General features: G+C 35.1%; 11 protein-coding genes. 3 read left to right on the top strand and 8 right to left on the bottom strand.

Annotated features, from left to right (window positions below; genetic code table 11):
- Positions 1-53: 53 nt before the first annotated feature.
- Both EDB96_RS16450 and EDB96_RS16445 read right to left on the bottom strand, forming a co-directional pair.
- Complete coding sequence (locus EDB96_RS16450; protein ID WP_134142002.1) at positions 54-977, bottom strand: FecR family protein; 924 nt, start codon at positions 975-977, stop codon at positions 54-56.
- Positions 978-1,061: 84 nt separating this feature from the next.
- On the bottom strand, positions 1,062-1,586 hold the full coding sequence (locus EDB96_RS16445; protein ID WP_057116135.1) for an RNA polymerase sigma-70 factor: 525 nt from the start codon (positions 1,584-1,586) through the stop codon (positions 1,062-1,064).
- Between the two features lie 264 nt (positions 1,587-1,850).
- On the opposite strand from EDB96_RS16445, the gene EDB96_RS16440 reads away from it, so the two are divergent.
- Both EDB96_RS16440 and EDB96_RS16435 read left to right on the top strand, forming a co-directional pair.
- Positions 1,851-2,915 carry a phosphatidylinositol-specific phospholipase C1-like protein gene (locus EDB96_RS16440; protein ID WP_134142000.1) on the top strand — a complete coding sequence of 355 codons (1,065 nt, stop codon included), beginning with the start codon at positions 1,851-1,853 and terminating at the stop codon, positions 2,913-2,915.
- A gap of 235 nt (positions 2,916-3,150) precedes the next feature.
- Positions 3,151-5,082, top strand: coding sequence for a metallophosphoesterase family protein (locus tag EDB96_RS16435; RefSeq protein WP_134141998.1), 1,932 nt, complete (start codon positions 3,151-3,153; stop codon positions 5,080-5,082).
- Positions 5,083-5,372: 290 nt separating this feature from the next.
- Here the strand turns inward: EDB96_RS16435 and EDB96_RS16430 are convergent, their stop codons facing one another.
- From EDB96_RS16430 to EDB96_RS16405, 6 genes are all read right to left on the bottom strand, one after another.
- Entirely contained in the window at positions 5,373-6,998 is a 1,626-nt protein-coding gene (locus EDB96_RS16430; RefSeq protein WP_134141996.1) for a glycosyl hydrolase family 18 protein, read from the bottom strand.
- Between the two features lie 176 nt (positions 6,999-7,174).
- On the bottom strand, positions 7,175-9,829 hold the full coding sequence (locus EDB96_RS16425) for a beta-1,3-glucanase family protein (protein WP_134141994.1): 2,655 nt from the start codon (positions 9,827-9,829) through the stop codon (positions 7,175-7,177).
- 126 nt (positions 9,830-9,955) lie between these two features.
- Positions 9,956-13,906, bottom strand: coding sequence for a family 16 glycosylhydrolase (locus EDB96_RS16420; RefSeq protein ID WP_134141993.1), 3,951 nt, complete (start codon positions 13,904-13,906; stop codon positions 9,956-9,958).
- Positions 13,907-14,124: 218 nt separating this feature from the next.
- Positions 14,125-17,052, bottom strand: coding sequence for a triple tyrosine motif-containing protein (locus EDB96_RS16415; protein WP_134141992.1), 2,928 nt, complete (start codon positions 17,050-17,052; stop codon positions 14,125-14,127).
- A gap of 376 nt (positions 17,053-17,428) precedes the next feature.
- On the bottom strand, positions 17,429-18,067 hold the full coding sequence (locus EDB96_RS16410) for an HAD family hydrolase (protein WP_134141990.1): 639 nt from the start codon (positions 18,065-18,067) through the stop codon (positions 17,429-17,431).
- Positions 18,068-18,156: 89 nt separating this feature from the next.
- On the bottom strand, positions 18,157-18,621 hold the full coding sequence (locus EDB96_RS16405) for an NUDIX hydrolase (RefSeq protein ID WP_134141989.1): 465 nt from the start codon (positions 18,619-18,621) through the stop codon (positions 18,157-18,159).
- A gap of 155 nt (positions 18,622-18,776) precedes the next feature.
- On the opposite strand from EDB96_RS16405, the gene EDB96_RS16400 reads away from it, so the two are divergent.
- Positions 18,777-19,946 carry a DUF4861 family protein gene (locus tag EDB96_RS16400; protein ID WP_134141988.1) on the top strand — a complete coding sequence of 390 codons (1,170 nt, stop codon included), beginning with the start codon at positions 18,777-18,779 and terminating at the stop codon, positions 19,944-19,946.
- Positions 19,947-19,949 lie beyond the last annotated feature (3 nt).

Raw genomic sequence — 19,949 nt, 5'->3', positions numbered from 1 at the left:
TTACGATGCTTAATTTATTAATGGCAGTTGTTCCCGCAACTGCTTTTTTGTTTTTAATCCACTTTTACTATTTCGCCATAAACTTTGAATTTTAGGTTTGTGATATAATTTATTTGTTCCAAAACATTCTCTAATGTTGCGTCCTTCTTGATGAATACCGTTAACGGCGTTGCTAATACGTGTTCATTATTGTACTGAAATGAAACTACGTATTTATATTGTAAAATTGTAATAACTTGTTTTAGCGTAGTTTGGTCGAGTGTTACATCTTCATTATACCAATTGACCAAGAAAGCTTTATCTGCTGAATGTTTGATTAGTTTTTCCGATTCAAATAAAGCTTCTTCATTCGGAACCAAATCTACACTTTGCCCTTTTCCAGAAACATTTACTTTTCCGGTCACGACAATAACCTTACAATTCAATTTCGATAATTGAATATGGAATGAAGTCCCGACAACTCTGGTTTTTATTTCACCAGAATAAATAACAAAAGGATGCTGTTTGTCTTTAGCAATTTCAAAAAAGGCATTTCCTTTTAATAAAGAAACCGTTCTATGGTCGCCTTCAAATTTTTCAGGATACTGAAATGATGAGTTTGCTGCCAGATAAATTTTCGAACCGTCACTTAATTTGATAGACTGGGGAATCGATGACGTTTTAAATGTGATTTGTTTTTGGTCTAAAACATTTGGTCTAAATAAAAATCCTAAACCAACTAGAAAAAGAATGCTGGCAGCAGCTATATATTTTAAATAAGGATTGAAGGTTTTCTTCTTTCCTATTCTAAGTTGAATTCCGTCATAAATATTTTGAGAAGCGTCTTCTGGATTTCCCATTAAACCATTATCCCATTTTGAATTTTGATATTCGTTAAAAGCAAAATCATTTAGCAGATTTTCTTCAGCTGCTGAAGTTTTGCTTCTTGAACTTTTATCAAGCAGATATTCTAAACTATGTTTGATTCTTTTTATCATAAATACTTATTGTTATGAATAAGTACCAGAATCTCGAAATCGTACTATCGCCAAATATTATGAAAACATCAAGCGAAAGTTATTTTAAAATTTTTGATTAAAAATAATAAATGGAGCCAGCCAAGCTAGATCTTTCAAGCCTTCGCGAAGTTGTTTTACAGCAGATGAAATTTGGTTTTTTACCGTTTGTTTAGAAATTCCAAGTTCCTCTGCAATCTGATCGATTGTCATATCCTGAAACTTATACATCAATAAAACTTCTTTTCTTTTCTCTGGAAGTTTATCTAATAAAGAATAAAGCAGATCCATAACTTCTGGATCGATAGACGAAAAATTGTCAATAATGTAGTCTTCAAATTTTTCTTCTAAAATAGTCTTGTCAAAGCGATTGTTTTGGTAATGCTTAAAAACCTGATTCTTTACGGCACGAAATAAAAAAGGTTCGATTGCATTAATATTCAACTCTTCTTTGCGCTCCCATAAATCGACAAAAACATCTTGAACAATGTTCTGTGCCAAGTCTTTGTCCTGAGTCATCGTATAGGAAAACGCATTGAGTTTTTTCCAGTATTCGTTATACGTTTTTTCAAAAATTTCAGGATTATTCATAAGGCAATTACAGACTGATTCATATCGTAAAATAATAAAATCAAAAGCCAATGTTTTTTGCGTCAAGGTTATCTTTAAATTAAGAAATGAAAACTTTTGATGTATAAATACTACTTTTTTAGGGATGAAGTACTAATGATTTTGCGATTTCTTTTTCTTTAACTAACAAACAAATCAAAGACTACATTTAACTTAGTCTTTTTCAAAAATGTAATTTTCTTTTGATGCGTCCCAATCAAATAGTATCAATTCCATTTTAGAATCATGAAACAAATTTTGTTCACTTTATTTCTTGCCGGTGCTGTAAATTACAGCGTTCAGGCCCAAAACGAAAATCTTAAAATTAATCAGCTTCAAGTCATTGGTTCGCATAACAGCTATCGTCATGCTATTGAAACTGATTTATACAATCTTATTCAAGCCAAAGACACTTCACGTTCCTTAAAAGGTTTACAATACACTCATATTAGTATTACAGATCAATTAAACAAAGGTTTACGCAATCTTGAAATTGATATTTTTGCTGACGCTAAAGGCGGAAAATATGCACATCCAAAAGGCTTAGATGCTGTTAAATCTGAAGAAGCCTACGATCCAGAGGGATTAATGAAAAAACCTGGCTTTAAAGTTTTCCATATGCCGGATATCGATTTTAGAACTTCTTGCTACACTTTCGAAATCTGTCTTCAAGAATTAAAAAAATGGTCTGATGCTAATCCGAATCATGTTCCCGTTTTTATCACTTTAGAACCAAAAGACGGCGATGCTAATTTCTTCGGAACCAAACCAGAAGATTTTACTGCAGCTGTTTTTGATGAAATGGATAAAGTAATCAGAAAAGAATTAGGAAAAGACAAACTGATTACACCAGATATGGTAAGAGGAAAATACAAGACGCTCGAAGAAGCAGTTTTAAACAACAACTGGCCCACTTTAAAAGAAGCCAAAGGCAGATTTCTATTTCTATTAGATAACAACGGCGCAAAAAGAGATTTGTACGCATTGAATCATCCGTCCCTTAAAGGACGCGCCGTTTTTATAAATGCCGAACCAGGAAAACCAGAAGCTGCAACTTTATTTAAAAATAATTCTGAAGATCCAGAAATTGAAGATTTAGTACAAAAAGGCTACATCATAAGAACCCGTGCCGATTCTGATACCAAAGAAGCACGCGCCAACGACTATTCTCATTTTGAAGCAGCTAAAAGATCGGGCGCACAAATTATCACAACCGATTATTATTTGCCAAGCACTTTCTTTAATTCACCGTATCAGATTAAATACGACGACGGAAGTTATGTTCGAAATAATCCTGTGACTGGAAAATAGTTTTTTTGTTTCAGGTTTCAGGTTTCAAGTTATTACTTGACCGAGAAACTTGAAAAAATAATAATTTTAACCGCAAAGAGCGCAAAGTTATTTTTAAGATTACGTTATAAACGCGAAGTTCGCAAAGCTTTGCGAACTTATTTATTTTATAAACTTCGCACAAAATCTTTGTGGTCTTTGCGAAAAACCTTAGCGGTCTTTGCGGTTAAAAAAAACTCAAAAGTTAAAAACAATTATGAATTCAAGATATACATTTTTACATATACTGTTCTTTGTTGTTTTCTTCAACAATACTGCATCAGCACAAAAAGTAAAAAACCTCAACGGAAAACAAATCGCATTTTTATCCGATGTGCATTTACAAGATTTATTTGGCAACTTTTCAGATTACGATTATAAAGGAGTTTTGAATCCGAAAACGGGACAGTATGTTTTGTTGCGAACCATGTCGTCTCAGCTTCATTCTACTAGAATTTTCAATGAAAATTATTTTGCATTTATAGCAGCATTAGAAGATATCGCCAAACGAAAAATCAAATATGTTGCACTTCCGGGAGATTATACAGATGATGGCCAGCCAATTCACGTTCGTGGGTTAGCTTTAATATTAAAACAATACACCAAAAAATACGGAATAGAATTCTTTATCACTACTGGAAATCATGATCCAGTCGGACCGTTTGCGCAAGAATCTGGAAAAGAAGATTTCTTAGGAAAAGAAGGCAAAAGTCAGCCCATTTTTAGCAAAGAAGGCCTTTATAAGCCAAATTTAAACATCGAACAGCCAATAGTTGTCACCGCCGACATTGCTAAAATGGGTTATTTAGGAATCACCGAACAGCTTCAGAATTTTGGCTTTCATCCGAATTCAAAATACAAATTCTGGGCAACGCCTTTTTCTAATTATACTAGTGAAAATTACTCGTTTGAAAAAGCAGCGGAAAGTGCTAAACTGACAAACCGTGGGTATGAAGTAGCTCTAGGTTACGAAGTTCCAGATGTTAGTTATGTTGTCGAACCAATTGACGGGCTGTGGCTAATGGCAATTGACGGAAATGTTTATATCCCAAAGAAAAATGCTTCTGCCGAAAAAGATTCTAAAAATTACAATGAAGCCAGTACGGGTTATAACAATGTGCTTTCTAATAAAAAACATCTGATAAAATGGGTTGAAACTATTTCGGCTGAAGCCAAGAAACAAGGAAAAACGCTGATCGCTTTCAGTCATTTCCCAATGATTGATTTTAATGATGACGCTTCTGCGGAAATAAAAGAGTTGCTTGGTCCAAACAAATGGCAGTTAAATCGTGTCCCAGTTGAAGAAGTAGCTCAGGTTTTTGCAGATGCAGGGTTGAAGATTCATTTTGGAGGCCATATGCACATCAACGATACGGGAGTTCGGACTTCTGCAAAAGGAAATACTTTAGTTAATATTCAGACACCATCGCTTGCCGCATATATTCCCGCTTATAAATTATTGACTTTCAAGAAAAATAACACTGTAGATATTCAGACTATCAGTATTGATAATGTTCCGAGATACAACGAACTTTTTGATTTATATGAAATGGAATATCAGTTTTTGAAAAGCCAGAATGTGCAAGATATTTGGAATATTGATATTTTAAAAACAAAAAACTATCATGATTTTACCGATTTTCATTTAAAAGAATTAGTTCGCCTTCGATTCTTAAAAGACGATTGGCCTTCTGATTTTAAAGATTTCATTTTGAATGTTTCTGCAAAAGATTTACTGATTTTAGCCAATATGCAATCTGATCAAGATTTTGATTTTATTCTTAAAAATAAAGAACAGTTTCAAAAACAATGGAATGAAGCTGAAGCTAAATCGCAAAAAATCTTAACTCAGAGTAATTTTAAAAAAGACGCTTTTAACTGGACAGGTTATGATCTTTTAGTAGATTTTTATCGTTTCAGAAGTGCCGATGAATTGGCTCTAGTCGATGTTGGAATTCAAAGAGCAAAAGAATACAAAGTCTTATCCAATTTATTTTTAGACGGTTCTAAAGCTGATCTTTCAAAAGACACTCCATTACAAAAACAAATGAAGTTATTCCTGATCATCTTCAATAAATTTATGCATGAAGTTCCAGCAGATCATTTTACAGTTGATTTGAAAAATGGCGAAATTAAAAGTGTGAAGTAATTTATTCTAAGAGACGTTTTTTACCGCAAAGAACGCTAAGGTTACGCAAAGGTCACAAAGGATTTTGAGTATAGTTTTATAAATTAAAGTTCGCAAAGCTAATCCCATAATGCTTTGCGAACTTTTTAATTTATAAATTTAGCTTAAAAAAAACTTAGCGGTCTTTGCGTAACCTTTGCGGTCTTTGCGGTTAAAACAAAAAAAGGCCGTCACAAAAAATGACAGCCTTTTCATCACATTAAAACCTAAAATTTAATGTATCTAAAACCATTATGGCAAATGGGTTAGGGTTATTTTTTAATAAAACGTCTTACCGTTTTGATTCCGTTTTTCTCTACTGAAATTAGATAAATTCCTGTTTTTAAAGTCGAAACATCAATGCTGTTATTGTTTACGGTTTGAGAAAAAACAGTTGCACCACCTTCTGTATTGATGACACTTACATTTCCACCAGAAACCTCTGTGCTGAAGAAAAGCTGACTTTCAGTCGGATTCGGATAAATCTCCAAACTTGCAATTGATTGTTCTGAGTTTACAGGAGCAGATTTTGCCGTTGAACCCGATTTTGTAATTCTAAACCAGTTTATATTAAACCCTGTGTTTTGAACATATATCCCGAAATTGTACGTCCCAGCATTTACATTTACAGTTTGAGTAATCGTCTGCCAGTTTTGCCATCCTCCTGTATTTGGCACATTTACAGCACCAAGCTGAATTGTTCCTGCATTTAAATCAGAGGATAACCTTCCGCCTGTAACAGCACTTGAAACACGATATTCTATTTGATAAGAACCAGAAGTTGGGAAATTAATATTATAATAAGCCATCCAATCGCCTGTATCGCAATACCCTACATTTAATCCACCGCCTGTATCGGTTGTTGCTTCGGTTTGAACACCACTCATTGTATTGTAATTTTCGGCTTGAATTAAAGTTCCTGTTGCGGGAGGATTGCTTCCTGTAATTACCTGATTAATTGCTGTCAGTAAAGATTTTGAGCCTGTTGCATCCTGAGACAATTCCCAAATCATAACTCCCCCTGCATTTTGAATCGCAAAAGTCGTTTTTTGTTTTATGGTTGGAATTCCGTTGTAATAAATGGTGCTTCCTACCTGATCTAGATTCTCAGCACCTGGATATTGAGCTACGATATTAGCATAAGAAATTCCTTGATTGGCAGAAGCACCAAAACCATAGCCATAAAAAGGAAGTCCGATGATGGCTTTACTTGCAGGCAATCCTCTTCCTGTCCAGTAATTAAACTGATTTACCGCCATACTGTAAGGCGAATGCTGTCCCGGATTATTTGGTGCCCAAGGCCCTGTTGCATCATAAGCCATGATATTAATCCAGTCGTAAGCTGCAAAAGTAGATGAAGGTACATTGGCACCACCATATCCTTCTGAAAGCGCCGCCGAAATCAATTTGCCATTGGCATGCAGTTTATTGGCAAGAGCAATAACAAATCCGCCGTAATCTCCATTTATTGCTGGGCCTTCCAAATCAACGTCTACACCATCAAAATTGTGAGCTACCACATAATCATAGATTTTTTGAATAAAAGCCGTTCTGTTGGCTGGCGTAATCAAATTGAAGTAATTATCGCGAATTGGGCCTCCTTCTGAAACTGAACCTCCTCCAAGAGAAACAAACACTTTTACATTTTGGGCATGTGCCGCATTTATTATGGTATTACTTCCTGAATTAAAACTCAAATATCCGTTGGCATCAGGATTTTCGAACGCAATATTAATATGCGTTAATTTACTGTATTGAATAGTACTCGAAAAAGCATTCAAATCAATCCAATTCGGAATATAAGCAATGACTTTCTTCTGAGCTGTCGCTAAATTAAAAGCGCCCAAGACTAAAATAATCATGCATTTCTGCAGCATTCTTTTGTAATTGTTTTTCATAATAATTGTTTTAATAGATTAATAAACTCGTAAACATGGGACGGTTATTTGAGTTGCATTTTTTTTATTTTAGATTTCAGACTTTAGATTTTAGATTTGACTTAAAATCCAATTTCGTAGAACTAACACTACCTAATTTATTATCTAAATCTAAAGCCTGAGATCACTTTTTAAAACTATTTTTTTATGAATCGTTTGATCGTTTGTTTGCCCTCTTTTTCAAAAACTATAAAATAGATTCCTTTTCTAAGATGCGAAACATCAAAACTATTGTTGTTGATTTTTTGAGATGCTACAGTAGATCCTGTTTGAGAATCTACAATTTTTACGCTTCCTCCAGAAAGATCTGCTGTTACATAAAGTGTACTTTCAACTGGACTTGGATAAACATTTAAAATTGTTTCGGCTGGTTCTTCCATTGTTTCAACTGAAGCCATTCGTGCTGTTCCTCCCGCTACTTTTGTAATTTTAATCCAGTTGATATTCATTCCAGTATTCTGAATATAGATTCCGAAATTATATGTTCCTGCATTAACATTTACGGTTTGAGAAACGGTCTGCCAGTTCTGCCAACCTCCGGTATTTGGAATATCAACATTTCCTAATACAACTGCTCCAGCATTTAAATCAGATGATAATCTTCCGCCATTGACAGCACTAGCCACTCGGTATTCTATTAAATAAGAACCTGTAGTTGGGAAATTAATGCTATTATACGCTAACCAGTCACCTGTTTCTGTATAACCAACATTTGAACCTCCTCCAGTATCTGTTGTTGCTTCAACTTGAATACCGCTCATCGCTGAATAATCTTCTGCTTGAATTAAAACTGAAGTCTGCGAACTTGTGGCTGGAACTAATTTCCATTGTCCACAAGTCTGGTTGTTATTATCCCATTGCTGAACGATCGCTCCAGAAGCTGTACTTGCTCCTGCTACCTCAACAATTCTTCCGCTGTGACGGGCAACAATTTTATAATAGCCATCACCAGTTGAAACCAAAATAAACTGCTGATTTGTTGTAGCATTGTACGGATACTGCTCTACTCTTGCGCCATTGGCTTTATTGAAGTTATTGATATCCATTGACATTCCGCTGTGGTTGGCAATGATTTTGTACATTCCGTCTCCTAAATGCGTGAAAGTAAATTTCTGATTGTTACCAGAATTCAAAGCCCCTTGATTGATTCCTGCTCCGTTTGACATGCTGGAATTCCAAACGTCCATGTACAAACCGCTGTTTCTGTTTTGAAGAAAGAAAGTCTGGTTGCCTAAAGTCGTTGTTCCGTTTGCAATAACTCTAATCGAACTTACTTTATCGTTCCAAGTGGTATTCAAACAAGAATTATCAGAATTAATTACGGTTGAAGCTCCTGTAAAATTATCATCTTGATATAAAATCGCTTGATAACCTTGAGTAATTTTTAGTGAAGAAATATCATCATTTAAAACACCTAAAGAATTTAAACGAGCTAGATTGTAATCACCAATTGTCAATCCGCCAGAGAATCCTGCATAATTGCAATCTTTGTAAACTGTTATTACATCTGTTGTAGCTGGAACTGAAGGCGTCGTAAGTCCGTAATAACCCCCAAATGTTGCGATAACTTTTGTTGGCTGTGGCGAATGAAGAGATGGCGACTGATCGGCAACATCATCATAAGCAAATCCGTAAGCCAAATTATCGATATTAATTCCCGGTAAATGCCAGAATTTAGAATAATGATTGGTTGGATTTACTTGATAATATTTCGATGCATCGTACCAATTCTGCTGTCCAGGATTTGTCGTTGTTGTATTTACCACATGTCGATTAATCGCAGCTGTTAATTGCGCCTGAATTACAAGATCTAAATCCCCGTCAACCAATCTTCTGTCCAAAACGCCTTTTCCTTCAAGGGCTTCCTGCGTTGTTGGTCGGTTTTGTACACGTCCTGTTCTTCCAACAAAAGCTCCAGACTGTCCCACCATTTCTAGTTGTTCTCCAATAACTCGTCCTTTAAAAACTCCCGCATCTCCTGCATAAAAAATCAAATCTTCATTTTTGTATTTATTCCAAATTGCGTCGATATATGATTTTAAATAGTTTGCGTATGGCCCTGATCCTTCAGCATAAGCTGGAGTTTTAGACGGAGCTGTAATTTCTCCCGTTGCGTCATTGACACAGCCTTGAAATTCTGCTGGAACATTGGCCTTAAAAGCAGCTACAATATCAGCGTGCTTTTTCAAGTCTCCCACTTTCTTTTGATAACCGTTAGCACCAAATAACTCCAATCCCATTGGATATTTATATGAATCGACTCTTGTTGGATTTCCGAAGAAACCATATTGATTATTGGTCAATTCGATCATTTCATACAAAATTCCCTGATTTGGATCTGTAGCATTCTGCGGATTTGGCGATGCGTATCCTGACGGAGCTCCGTTAGCACCAAAAAAGTAAAAATACAACTGCGAACCTTTAGAAATAAAAACTCGACATCCTGCTATTAATGGAAGTGTAAAGGTCTTGTTTGGAATTTCACTCAACTTAGTAAAACAAGCGGCATATTTGGAGTTTTGCCCTGGTCCTGTATTTCCGCCATAAGTGGGTCCTGTAACTGTGTTGTAAGAAGCGCTCATTGGCAAAACCTGACTTGTTTTGGCATTTACCCAAACGTGGTTTCCTGTAGTATAATCGATTCCTACAATGGCAACATATAAATCGCTGTCGGCAAACGTCGAATTATTACTAATCGTAAATGGTACAGGCCCTTGAGCATGCATTAGGCTTGAAAACACTAAAAAAAGTGTCATCAAAAAAGAAAATCTTTGAAGTCTAATTTTATTCATATCTAAATAGTTTTGGGGTTAATAAATAGATTCTAAAACCAAAGTCATTTTCAAATAAATGACTAACTAAATCCGTCAGGTACAACTGGTATGCCCTCCTTGAATTGCACCCAACGGATTTAAAAATTATTTCTTAATTAACTTCTTACTCCAGCTTTTTTGGTCTGATTTGAAGTTTAGAATATATATTCCTCTGCGAAGTTTACTCACGTCAATTACACTTTCATTCCCTTGAGGCTTGTTTTGCAAAATTAAAGTCCCAGAATTATCATAAATCGTAATGACTTTATTGTCTAGGTTTTCAGGAGATGAAACTTGAACATAATTTGTGGTCGGATTTGGATACACTGCAAAAACAGCTTCTTCCGCCAGAGGTTCTTCAGCAACATTCAAAGCCATTTTAGCCGTTGAAGACGATCCATAAGCTTCAATTTCATACAATGAATATCCGTAAGGAGCCAAAGCTTTTGCTGTACATAAAATGCGAAGATATCTTCCTGTTCCGCTTACCGTTAAATCATCCGTACCTCCATCACTGGCTGTCTGCGTATTTATTGTTTCATTTTCGGTGAAAACATTATCTGTCGAAAGCTGTACTTTATATTGAGTTGCAAAAGCCGCTTCCCATTTTAAAACAACTCTGTTAAGTGTGTAATTGCTTCCTAAATCGACATAAATCCATTCTGTTGCATTGGCAAAAGAACTTGCCCATCTTGATGCTGTACCGTCTCCGTCAGTTGCTTTATTTGCAGAAAGCGTTGCATTTTCTTCGGTAGAAGCCGTTGCTGTTTTGCCTAAAGCTAAATTGACATTTGGGTTTGATGTAATAGTACGAACTATAACATCGCTGAAAACTCCTGTTGCTAAAGTTCCGTTCGCGTGAGATGTCACTGCCATTCCAACATAAATCGTATTGGCCATTGCTATGTTTTTTGGAGTTCCAACTTGTGTCCATGTCGTTCCATTATCAGATGAATAAGAAGTGAATATGTTTCCAGATCTTACGATACGAATCCATTTTGGAGCTGTTCCTGCCACAACTTGAGCTGTTGTTACTCCAGAAGTTGCTTCTCTAGATAAAAATTCTATACCAGCTGCGGCACTTACGTCTGTCATGGCATGTTTAGAAGTCGGCGTAAGCGTTTCACGGAACATTACTCCAGCTTTTGCATACGTATTGGTATTCGTTAATGAATTTACTTTAGCAATAATTTCCGCATCTCCAGTAATAGACTGATTTACAAATTGAAATTGATCGCTTGTTTCCCAAATATCATTTCCTGAACCTTTAATTGTAAAAGTTCCGTTAGAATGTGATGCTTCTCCCGCAGGGGTAACAGCTCCTAAATCTGTGCTAATCCAAGGTGAAGGCAATCCTGCTGGTGTTTCGGTAGAAACTAAATTTAAAGCTCTGATATTATCAAAATAATAAGTATTTCCAGAATTTGTTCCCGGTTCAAATAAAAATACAAAGCGGTTTACTTCACTATCTAAAGTCGAAGCATCGGGCGTACTCACATAGGTAAAAGTAATGGTGTGCCAAGTATTGGTTTGTTTGACAACGCCTTGATAAATACTGTGTCTGCCAACAGGATAATTTGCAGGAACCGAAGCACTGCTTTCTGCCTGCCAAGAAATTATAGAGCCAACCGGCGCAGATGTATAAATATCCATAGCGAATTTTTTAGTGCCGGCTTTAAAATCTCCAATATTGTTTAAAGTCGTATTGAAAGAGAAATTATCATACATTTCAGTGGACTTACGCACGTATTTTCCAACATTCGAAGAAGTATTAATTCCCGATGCACTCGGATTTACAGTGTTTGGTATATAAGTTCCAATAGCGTCTCTAAACGTAATGTTGTGGGTATTTTGATAATCTTCGTAAACAACTCCTGGTGTAAAAGTATCTGGCAGTTTGGTTGAACCAATTCTGATATTGTCGAAATAATACGTATCGTTTGTATAAGAACCTGAATTAAACAATAAAACCATTTGGTTTACTGCCAGATTCGAAGTTCCAGCATCTGGACTTGAATTGTAATAGAAAGTCAAGGTTTCCCACTGGTTTTGTTTGGTTGTAATAGCCACATAATTACTATTTCTTCCCGTTGGATAATTCGCAGGGAGCGATGTTGCGCTATTTTCAAAATTCATACTTACAACCGTTCCAACTGGTGCCGAGGTATAAACGTCGATCATGATTTTATTAGTCTGATTTTTAAATAAACCAGCATCTTCGATCGAAGTTTGTGTATTAAAGAAAAGCACATCGTATTGTTCGGTTACATTTCTAACATATTTTGCCACATTCGCAGATGAGTTGATAGAATTTGCACCTGGATTTGCTACCACAGAGTACGTTCCAGTTGTAGTTCCTTTTATGATTTTATTGATGCCGTCATAATTTTGCAAAACGTCGGTTGCAATAATTGGTTTTTCTGGCGCTGCTCTAGTCAGCAGATTATCAAAATAATAGGTTGTACCAGAATTTGAATTCGATTCAAAAAGGAAAGCAATATTATTGATTGTCAAAGCACTTGTGTTTGGATCTATTATTTTTTCAAACTCAAATTCAATAGTTTCCCATTTATTTTGAACTGTAGTAGTCGCTTTATAACCGCTGTGTCTTCCAGACGGATAATTAGTAGCTGTGGTTACCAAGCTGTTTTCAAGCTGCATTGAAATTTTAGTTCCAACTGGAGCCGAAGTATAAATGTCAAAAGAAATTCTTTTTCTTCCGTACACATAATCATTAGCATTACTGATGACTACGTTTTTAATATTGAAAACATCGTACAATTCAGATGAATTACGGACATATTTTCCAACCAAAGCCGAAGTATTAATTCCTGTTGCAGAAGGATTGGCAACCGCTTCTGTCAAAACTCCAGTTTTGTTTCCGTAAACAATATTTCTGTTGGATTGAAAATCTTCCTGAATTTTCTCTACAGGAATTACCGGTTCTGTTACAACGGCTAGTTTATATGTATTTGCCGTACAGCCGGAAGTGGTCGCTGTTACAGAAACATCGCCACCCGAAGTTCCCCAATTTACCGTAACAGCATTTGTTCCCTGTCCCGCAGTAATCGTCGCACCTGCAGGGACCGTCCAGTTATAAGAGGCACCTGTTATAGCATTTATAGAATAAGTTTTACTGCTTTCATTTTGATATACTTTTGCATCTCCCGCAACTCCATATTTATAACTTCCGTCATAAACACGAACGTAATCTACCTGCAATTTTGCTGGAAAATCAGCAGGAAGCGGCGGTACCCCAGCTCCATTTACACTAGTATATGGAGTTCCGGCACTACCAACAGCCAGATTTAAAATAATATAAAACTGATTATCATTAAAAGGCCATCCGCTGTTTACAGTTGTATTTGGAGTTGCTGTGTGAAATAAAACATCGTCAACAAACCATTTTATAAAGTTTGGTCCCCATTCTACCGCATAAACATGAAAATCAGAAGATAAATCGGTTGGAGAACTGTAGCTTCTTCCTGTAAAATGATAGCCGTTTCCATCATAATGAATAGTGCCATCTACAGATTGTGGATTTCTGTGTTTGGCTTCCATAATGTCAATTTCACCAGTATACGGCCAATTTCCATTTACGGGAAGCATCCAAAAAGCAGGCCACGCTCCCTGGCCATTAGATAACTTCATTCTAGCTTCAACTCTTCCATATTTTAAAGCGTACTTCCCTTCTGTTGTTAATTTGGAAGACGCATACGGCTGATCTGGAAACTGTGACGTGGGCTGATATTTAGCCTCAATGTTCAAGTAACTATTCGTTCCTTCTTTTACAATTGTTGCCTGATTCGGTTCGTAACGCTGCGCTTCGGCATTTCCAAATCCGCAAAGCGATGGACAGCCGTTTCCTGAGATGCTTTGCCACTTGGTTAAATCTACTGTCGTACCATTAAATTCATCAGACCAAACAAGCGTATTACATTGAGCTTGGGCTTTCAGAAATGGCAGCAGTAGAAATAAAACTGCAACACAAAATTGTTTTAATAAATAAGATTTGCTTTTCGGTGGTCGGCCGAAAAAAAAGTCATTTTGCTTCATTTTAAATAGGTTTTTAGTTAGTAAATGTTATTTCTTCAATAAATGCCATTTAAAAAAAATAGTTTGTATTTTCCGACAATAACAACGCAATATTAACTAAAAAACCAGGCAAGACTTACATTTTGGAGTACGGTTTGACTACGGTACTATCGAAGAAATGTAACAAAGCATCGATGAAAAGCATAAAATCACTTAAAATTTCACTTAAATGAGGAAAACTAAAAATTCAGAATAAACTCGGTTATGTTTGCTTCAGAAGGAAGCTGTAGTTTTTTTCTAATGCGATATCTGGTATCTTCCACACCTCTTACAGAAATTCCCAAGAGCGGTGCAATTTCCTTCGTATTGAAATTCATTCGCAGATATGCACACAATCGCATATCACGCGGCGTCAATTCAGGATAACTTGTTTTGAGTCTCTGCATAAAATTATCGTGCAGCTGATTGAAAATTTCCTCAAACTCATTCCAATGTTTATCACCCTGCAATTCATGATCGATCAATTTATTTATTTTAGTTAACAAACTGAAATTGACATTAGGATCATTCTTCTTATCCATTTGTCCGATGAGTTCTTTTATAGAAAGCAGAATTTCATTTAAATGGATAAGATTGACAGTGTTTGAAGCTACTTTAGCGTTTTTGAGATTAATCGTTGTTTCAAGATTCTCCCGCATTATCACCATATTTTCTTGTTCTAATGCCAATTTTTGTTCATTAAGTTCTGCACGATTCTGCAGTAATTCTTTTTCCTGATTCAAAATTAATTGCTGGAGGTCACGTTCCGCAAGATTTTTTTGGTATTTGATAATCGTATAAATCAAAACACCAAAGAGAATTAAATATAAAACATAAGCCCAAATCGTTCTGTACCAAGGCGGTAAAACTTCAAAGCGAAAAACAGCTTCTTCGCTTACAACATCATAAATATTTTTTGCCCTTACATGAAACACATATTCATTTTCAGGTAAATTGGTATATTCTTTTTCGGTTTGAAGACTGTATTCCGACCATTTTGGTTCAAAACCTTCCAGCCAATATTCATATTTTGTGGCATCAGCTTCATCATAAAAAAGAGAAGAAAAAGAAAAATGAACGGCATTATTGGAATACGATAAAACTCTTGAAATTTCTTTTTCTGCAGATTTTGTTTTATTCGGAAGCACATCGTAACGACTTGAAAACAGCAGACTGTCTTTTGGAAAAATACATTTAACTTCTGAAATTACAGCTTTGTATTTGGTTTGGTATTTCTTTTTTTTAACTGAATTGTAATGAATTAAACCATCTTGTGTGCCAAAAAAGACATCGCCGTTTGTTGTTGTCTGAATATTTTCGAAACCTGGAACATATAAATATCTAAGTTTTCTAAATGGAAGTTCTTCAACATCAAAACTGCCATTTGCTTTTTTAGTCATTTTCCCAGTATTTTCTCCAGAAACGTACCAAATATTATTCTGATTATCCTCTTTTAATAACCGAATATGATTTTCCATTCCCAGATATTTTTTAAAAATAGCGTCTGGAATCATTTTGTTTGAAGATGTATTCTGTTTGTAAACCCCTTTTGTCGTTCCAAAAAAGATCTGATTATCAATTTTAAAAGTATTCAAAAATAAACTCGACGGAAAACCATCTTCTTGATTATAAAACTGGACATTAGAAACCGAGTCGAATGCGGTATTAAATTGAAGTTTAAAAATTCCTTTGTAACCGTGAGCAATCCAGAAATTGCCGTTCTTGTCCGTTTCAATTATACGGCTGCTTTCCTGAAAACCTTTTATTTTATGCTGATAAATCCAAGAATTATTTATTTTTTTTAGAAGATACAAACCGTTGTAACCGCCTACAAGCAGTAAATCTGGATGATTTGGAACTAAAATCCCTTTCCAAGCGCCGTCTACTTTTGCTAGTATTTTTGCCGAATTACCAGACACTTCATATATTCCGTTTTTTTCAAAAGCCAAAAGAGAATTTCCAAAAACGCCAATATTCCAAACATTTTCAGACATGCCAGCAATATGCAGAAAATTGGCATTTTCACGCTTCCCGTTTTTATAAGCTTCCCAATCGAGCGAGAATAAACCGTTATCTGTAGCGATGTATAACTTGTTTTGATAAATTTGACTACAGTATATTTTGGTTTCTGAATTTGATTTATCCAAAATCTTAGACAAAGGCGAAGAAATTTGAATCATCGAAATACCTTCTTTAAGCGTAACCCATAAATTTCCCTCCTTATCAACCTTAAGATTTGTTACATAATCATTTTGCAAACCTATTTGTTTGTTGATATGCTGAATCAAATTTCCTGAACCATCTATAACTATCAATCCTGTTTGGCGGGTTCCAATTCCAAAATATCCATCCGAAAGCTCAATTCCAGCAGAGATTTGATTTTGCTTTAATAAATAATCAACTTCTGTTACAAAAGGTTTTATTTGATTATCGGAATAAATAAAAAGACCATTCTTTTGTGTGCATAATAAAAGTCCTTTTTTTGTTTTAAAGATTTTCCTAATCTTCATGCCGGCAAATTTCTGAGCATTTGAAATTGCAATTAATGAGTCGTTTTTTAATTTCAATAATCCTCTTTCATTATCTAAAACATAAATCTCTTTATTGACTTCAAAAAAATCATCAAAACTAGAATTTGATTTTAAAACCTTGATTTTATTATTCTTATAAATAAATATTCCTTCGTAAGAGAAAAAAATCACATTCCCATTTTGAATAGTAGTGTGAAGTACATCGCCAAAATTTCGAACTGAAACAGGAAGTAATTTAACCAGCGAAGTATATCGATATTGGCCATTAGGCAATTGCGTTGTAAAACCAAAGTCGCCTTGTGCTCCAACATAAATTTTATCATTTTTATCGATTGCCAGCGAACGAACCATACTTCTGTTTTCAGGCTGTGTAACAATACTCCATCGTACACCGTCGAACTGCATGATTCCGAAGTGATTGGCAAAAAACATCATGCCTTTAGAATCTTGTACAACATCTCCATTTTCGGAAGCTGCTTTATACGTTTTCGGATTATAATTGCTTATAAAAGGAACACCAATCTTTTTAATCTGGGCTTCGATTGAAGAAACGAGTAATAGTGATAGAACTAAAATTCTAATTATAAATTTCGTCATTTTGTCTGTCTGTAGGTTAATTGCATGTGACTTTTGGGAAATCACATTCTAAAGAATGACTCTTTGGGAAAAGTCTTTTTCTAGCTAAATCATCCGATTTTTCTAATGAAGCATTACAAATTCATCATAAAAAACTCATTAAAAAAACGAATGTACAAACTCAAATATATGAAATTTAATTTTAATGTAACAAATTACATTTGTTTTTAAGAATATGAAAATTAGAAAAAATAGAAATTTGATCTCGCTTTATGAGATATTTCACGTTTCCTTCGACTTCGCTCAGGATGACAATTACAACCTAATTAGTGTCAGGCTGAGCGAAGTCGAAGTTCTACTCAGAACCTGAAACTTGAAACCTAAAACCTGAAACAAATCAAACTCCAAGAATATCACTCAGTTCCTCATAAGTATAAAAAAGCATTGCACCTTCTTCTTCCAAATCTGAGTTGTTATAACCATTGGCAAGTCCAAATACTTTAAATCCGCCATCTATTCCAGCTTTCACTCCTGCTTTACTGTCTTCCAGAACTATACAGTCACTTACCTCAAAACCCATTTCATTTGCGGCATATAAAAATATTCCAGGATCTGGTTTCCAGCTGTTAATTTGATAGGAACTGAAAATCTTATTTTCAAACTTATCCAGTAAACCAGATGCTTCAAGATTCAGCCTGATTTTTTCAACTGGTCCGCTTGACGCCACACAATACGCAATATTAAGTTTTTCGATAAATGATACTACACCTTCCATCGGCTTTACTTCTGTTTTAAAAGCTTTGAAACTTTTTTCACGGTATTCTGCTTCAAAAGATTCCGGCAGTTTTGCTCCGATAGCATCTTCGATATGAAGAAAACAATCTTTTAAATTTCGACCGTTAAAATTGCGGTATGCATCTTCAATTTCCATTTCAAAACCATACTCAGCTGCCATTTCAAGCAATATTCCATTCCCAATTTTTTCTGTATCTACCAAAACTCCATCGCAGTCGAAAATAATACACTTCACATCCATATTCTTATTTCATTTTAATTAATCTGATAAATGATTCAGATGATATGAATGTAAATTACAAAAATTATCTCATTAAGGAAACAAAGAAATTAAAGAGAAGCCGAAATTTTAGAAATCATTTGAACGATAAAATCGGCTTGAGCAGGATTTATTTTTTTTAAGGCATCGTGCGTTTGAAACCACTCTCCTCTGTCGACTTCAGGGAAATTTGCTAGTTTCCCAGATTTTGGAGGCCATTCCATTTCAAAATCATTGCTTTTTAGCTGTGTTTCATCAAATTCAAATTCAACCGCCCAAGCATGAACAACTTTACCAGATTTCAATTTTACGTATTGCAGTTTTATGAAATCTCCATCAACCTCAAAACCAGTTTCTTCTTTAAATTCTCGTATGGCAGCCTCCAGCGGATCTTCGTCATCTGTAAACTCTCCTTTGGGAATCGACCAAGATTCTAAATCTTTGTTTTTCCAAAATGGTCCGCCTGGATGAACTAGAAAGAAGAATACTGTTTTATCAATGAATTTATAGGCTAATATGCCGGCGCTTTGTTTCATTTTATCTTGATTTTAATATTTAAAGATAAGTTTAAATTATTAACTTTCTTGTGACTTACTCTCAATATCAATAATTTGTACATATTTACTCCAATAGTGTATTTCTGTTTGCTTTTTGATTTGTATTTTTATGAAATAAAAAAGCAGCATCCAAAATGAAAAAATATCTTTTACTTACCGCAATTCTGGCAGCGAACTTTACAGTTCAATCTCAAAACAAAACAATTACAATTATCAATAATTTGCCTGTAAACCGAGAATTTGAAACAGTTGAATTAACTAAAAAAACGCTGGGATTAAAAGCAGATGCTAAACTTGAAAATTATGCTGTAAAAGAAATCAACAGCAATTCATTTCTAGAAACCCAGACTGTAGACAATGACGGCGACGGAATTATGGATGTTCTTTTGTTTCAGCCCAAAATAAAAGCTTCTTCAAAGCAAGATTTTGAGATTTTAGTCGGTACAAATCCTTCTGCGTCCAAAGTCGTTAGCTGTTATTCACGATTTGTTCCAGAAAGAACAGATGATTACGCTTGGGAAAACAACAAAGTCGCTTTTAGAACTTACGGTCCTGTGGCTCAAAAAATGGTGGAAGAAAATATTCCAGGCGGAACATTAACCAGCGGAATCGATGCCTGGCTAAAAAGAGTGGAATATCCAATTATTAATAAATGGTATGAAAAAACCACAAACGGAACTGGAACGTATCATAAAGATACTGGAGAAGGACTTGATAATTTTCAGGTGGGTCCAAGCCGAGGTATTGGCGGAATTGCTGTAAATGTGGATGGTAAATATTATTTTTCTAAAAATTTCATCAGCTGGAAAACTATTACGAATGGTCCGATCCGAACGAGCTTTATTTTAACCTACGCTGATTGGGATGCGAAAGGCAATAGAATAACCGAATCTAAATTGATCAGTTTGGATTATGGAAGCCAGCTTTCTCGCTTCGAAATCAATGTTACTGGAACTAAAACTATTGCTGCTGGTTTGACACTTCATGATAAAAAAGGAACTACAGGAACAAATTTAGAAAAAGGCTGGCTAAGTTACTGGGAGCCTATTGATGATTCTGAAATTGGAATGGGTTTAGTAGCGCCAAAAGGTTCTTTAATTAGCTTTGATAATCATGTTACCGATGAAAAAGATTTAAGTAATCTATATGGAAATATCACTGTAAAAAATAATAAAGCAATTTATTATGCTGGTTTTGGATGGAAAAAAGGAAGTCCGTTTCAAACTAAACAAGAATGGGAAACTTATTTGAGTGCTTTTGCTGAGAAGATTAATAATCCTTTGATTGTGAAGATGAAAAAGTAATGA

This window comes from Flavobacterium sp. S87F.05.LMB.W.Kidney.N (assembly GCF_004366435.1).
Lineage (GTDB): Bacteria > Bacteroidota > Bacteroidia > Flavobacteriales > Flavobacteriaceae > Flavobacterium.
The sequence above is the reverse complement of the archived record's forward strand: the minus strand, read 5'-3'. Positions and strand labels throughout refer to the sequence as shown.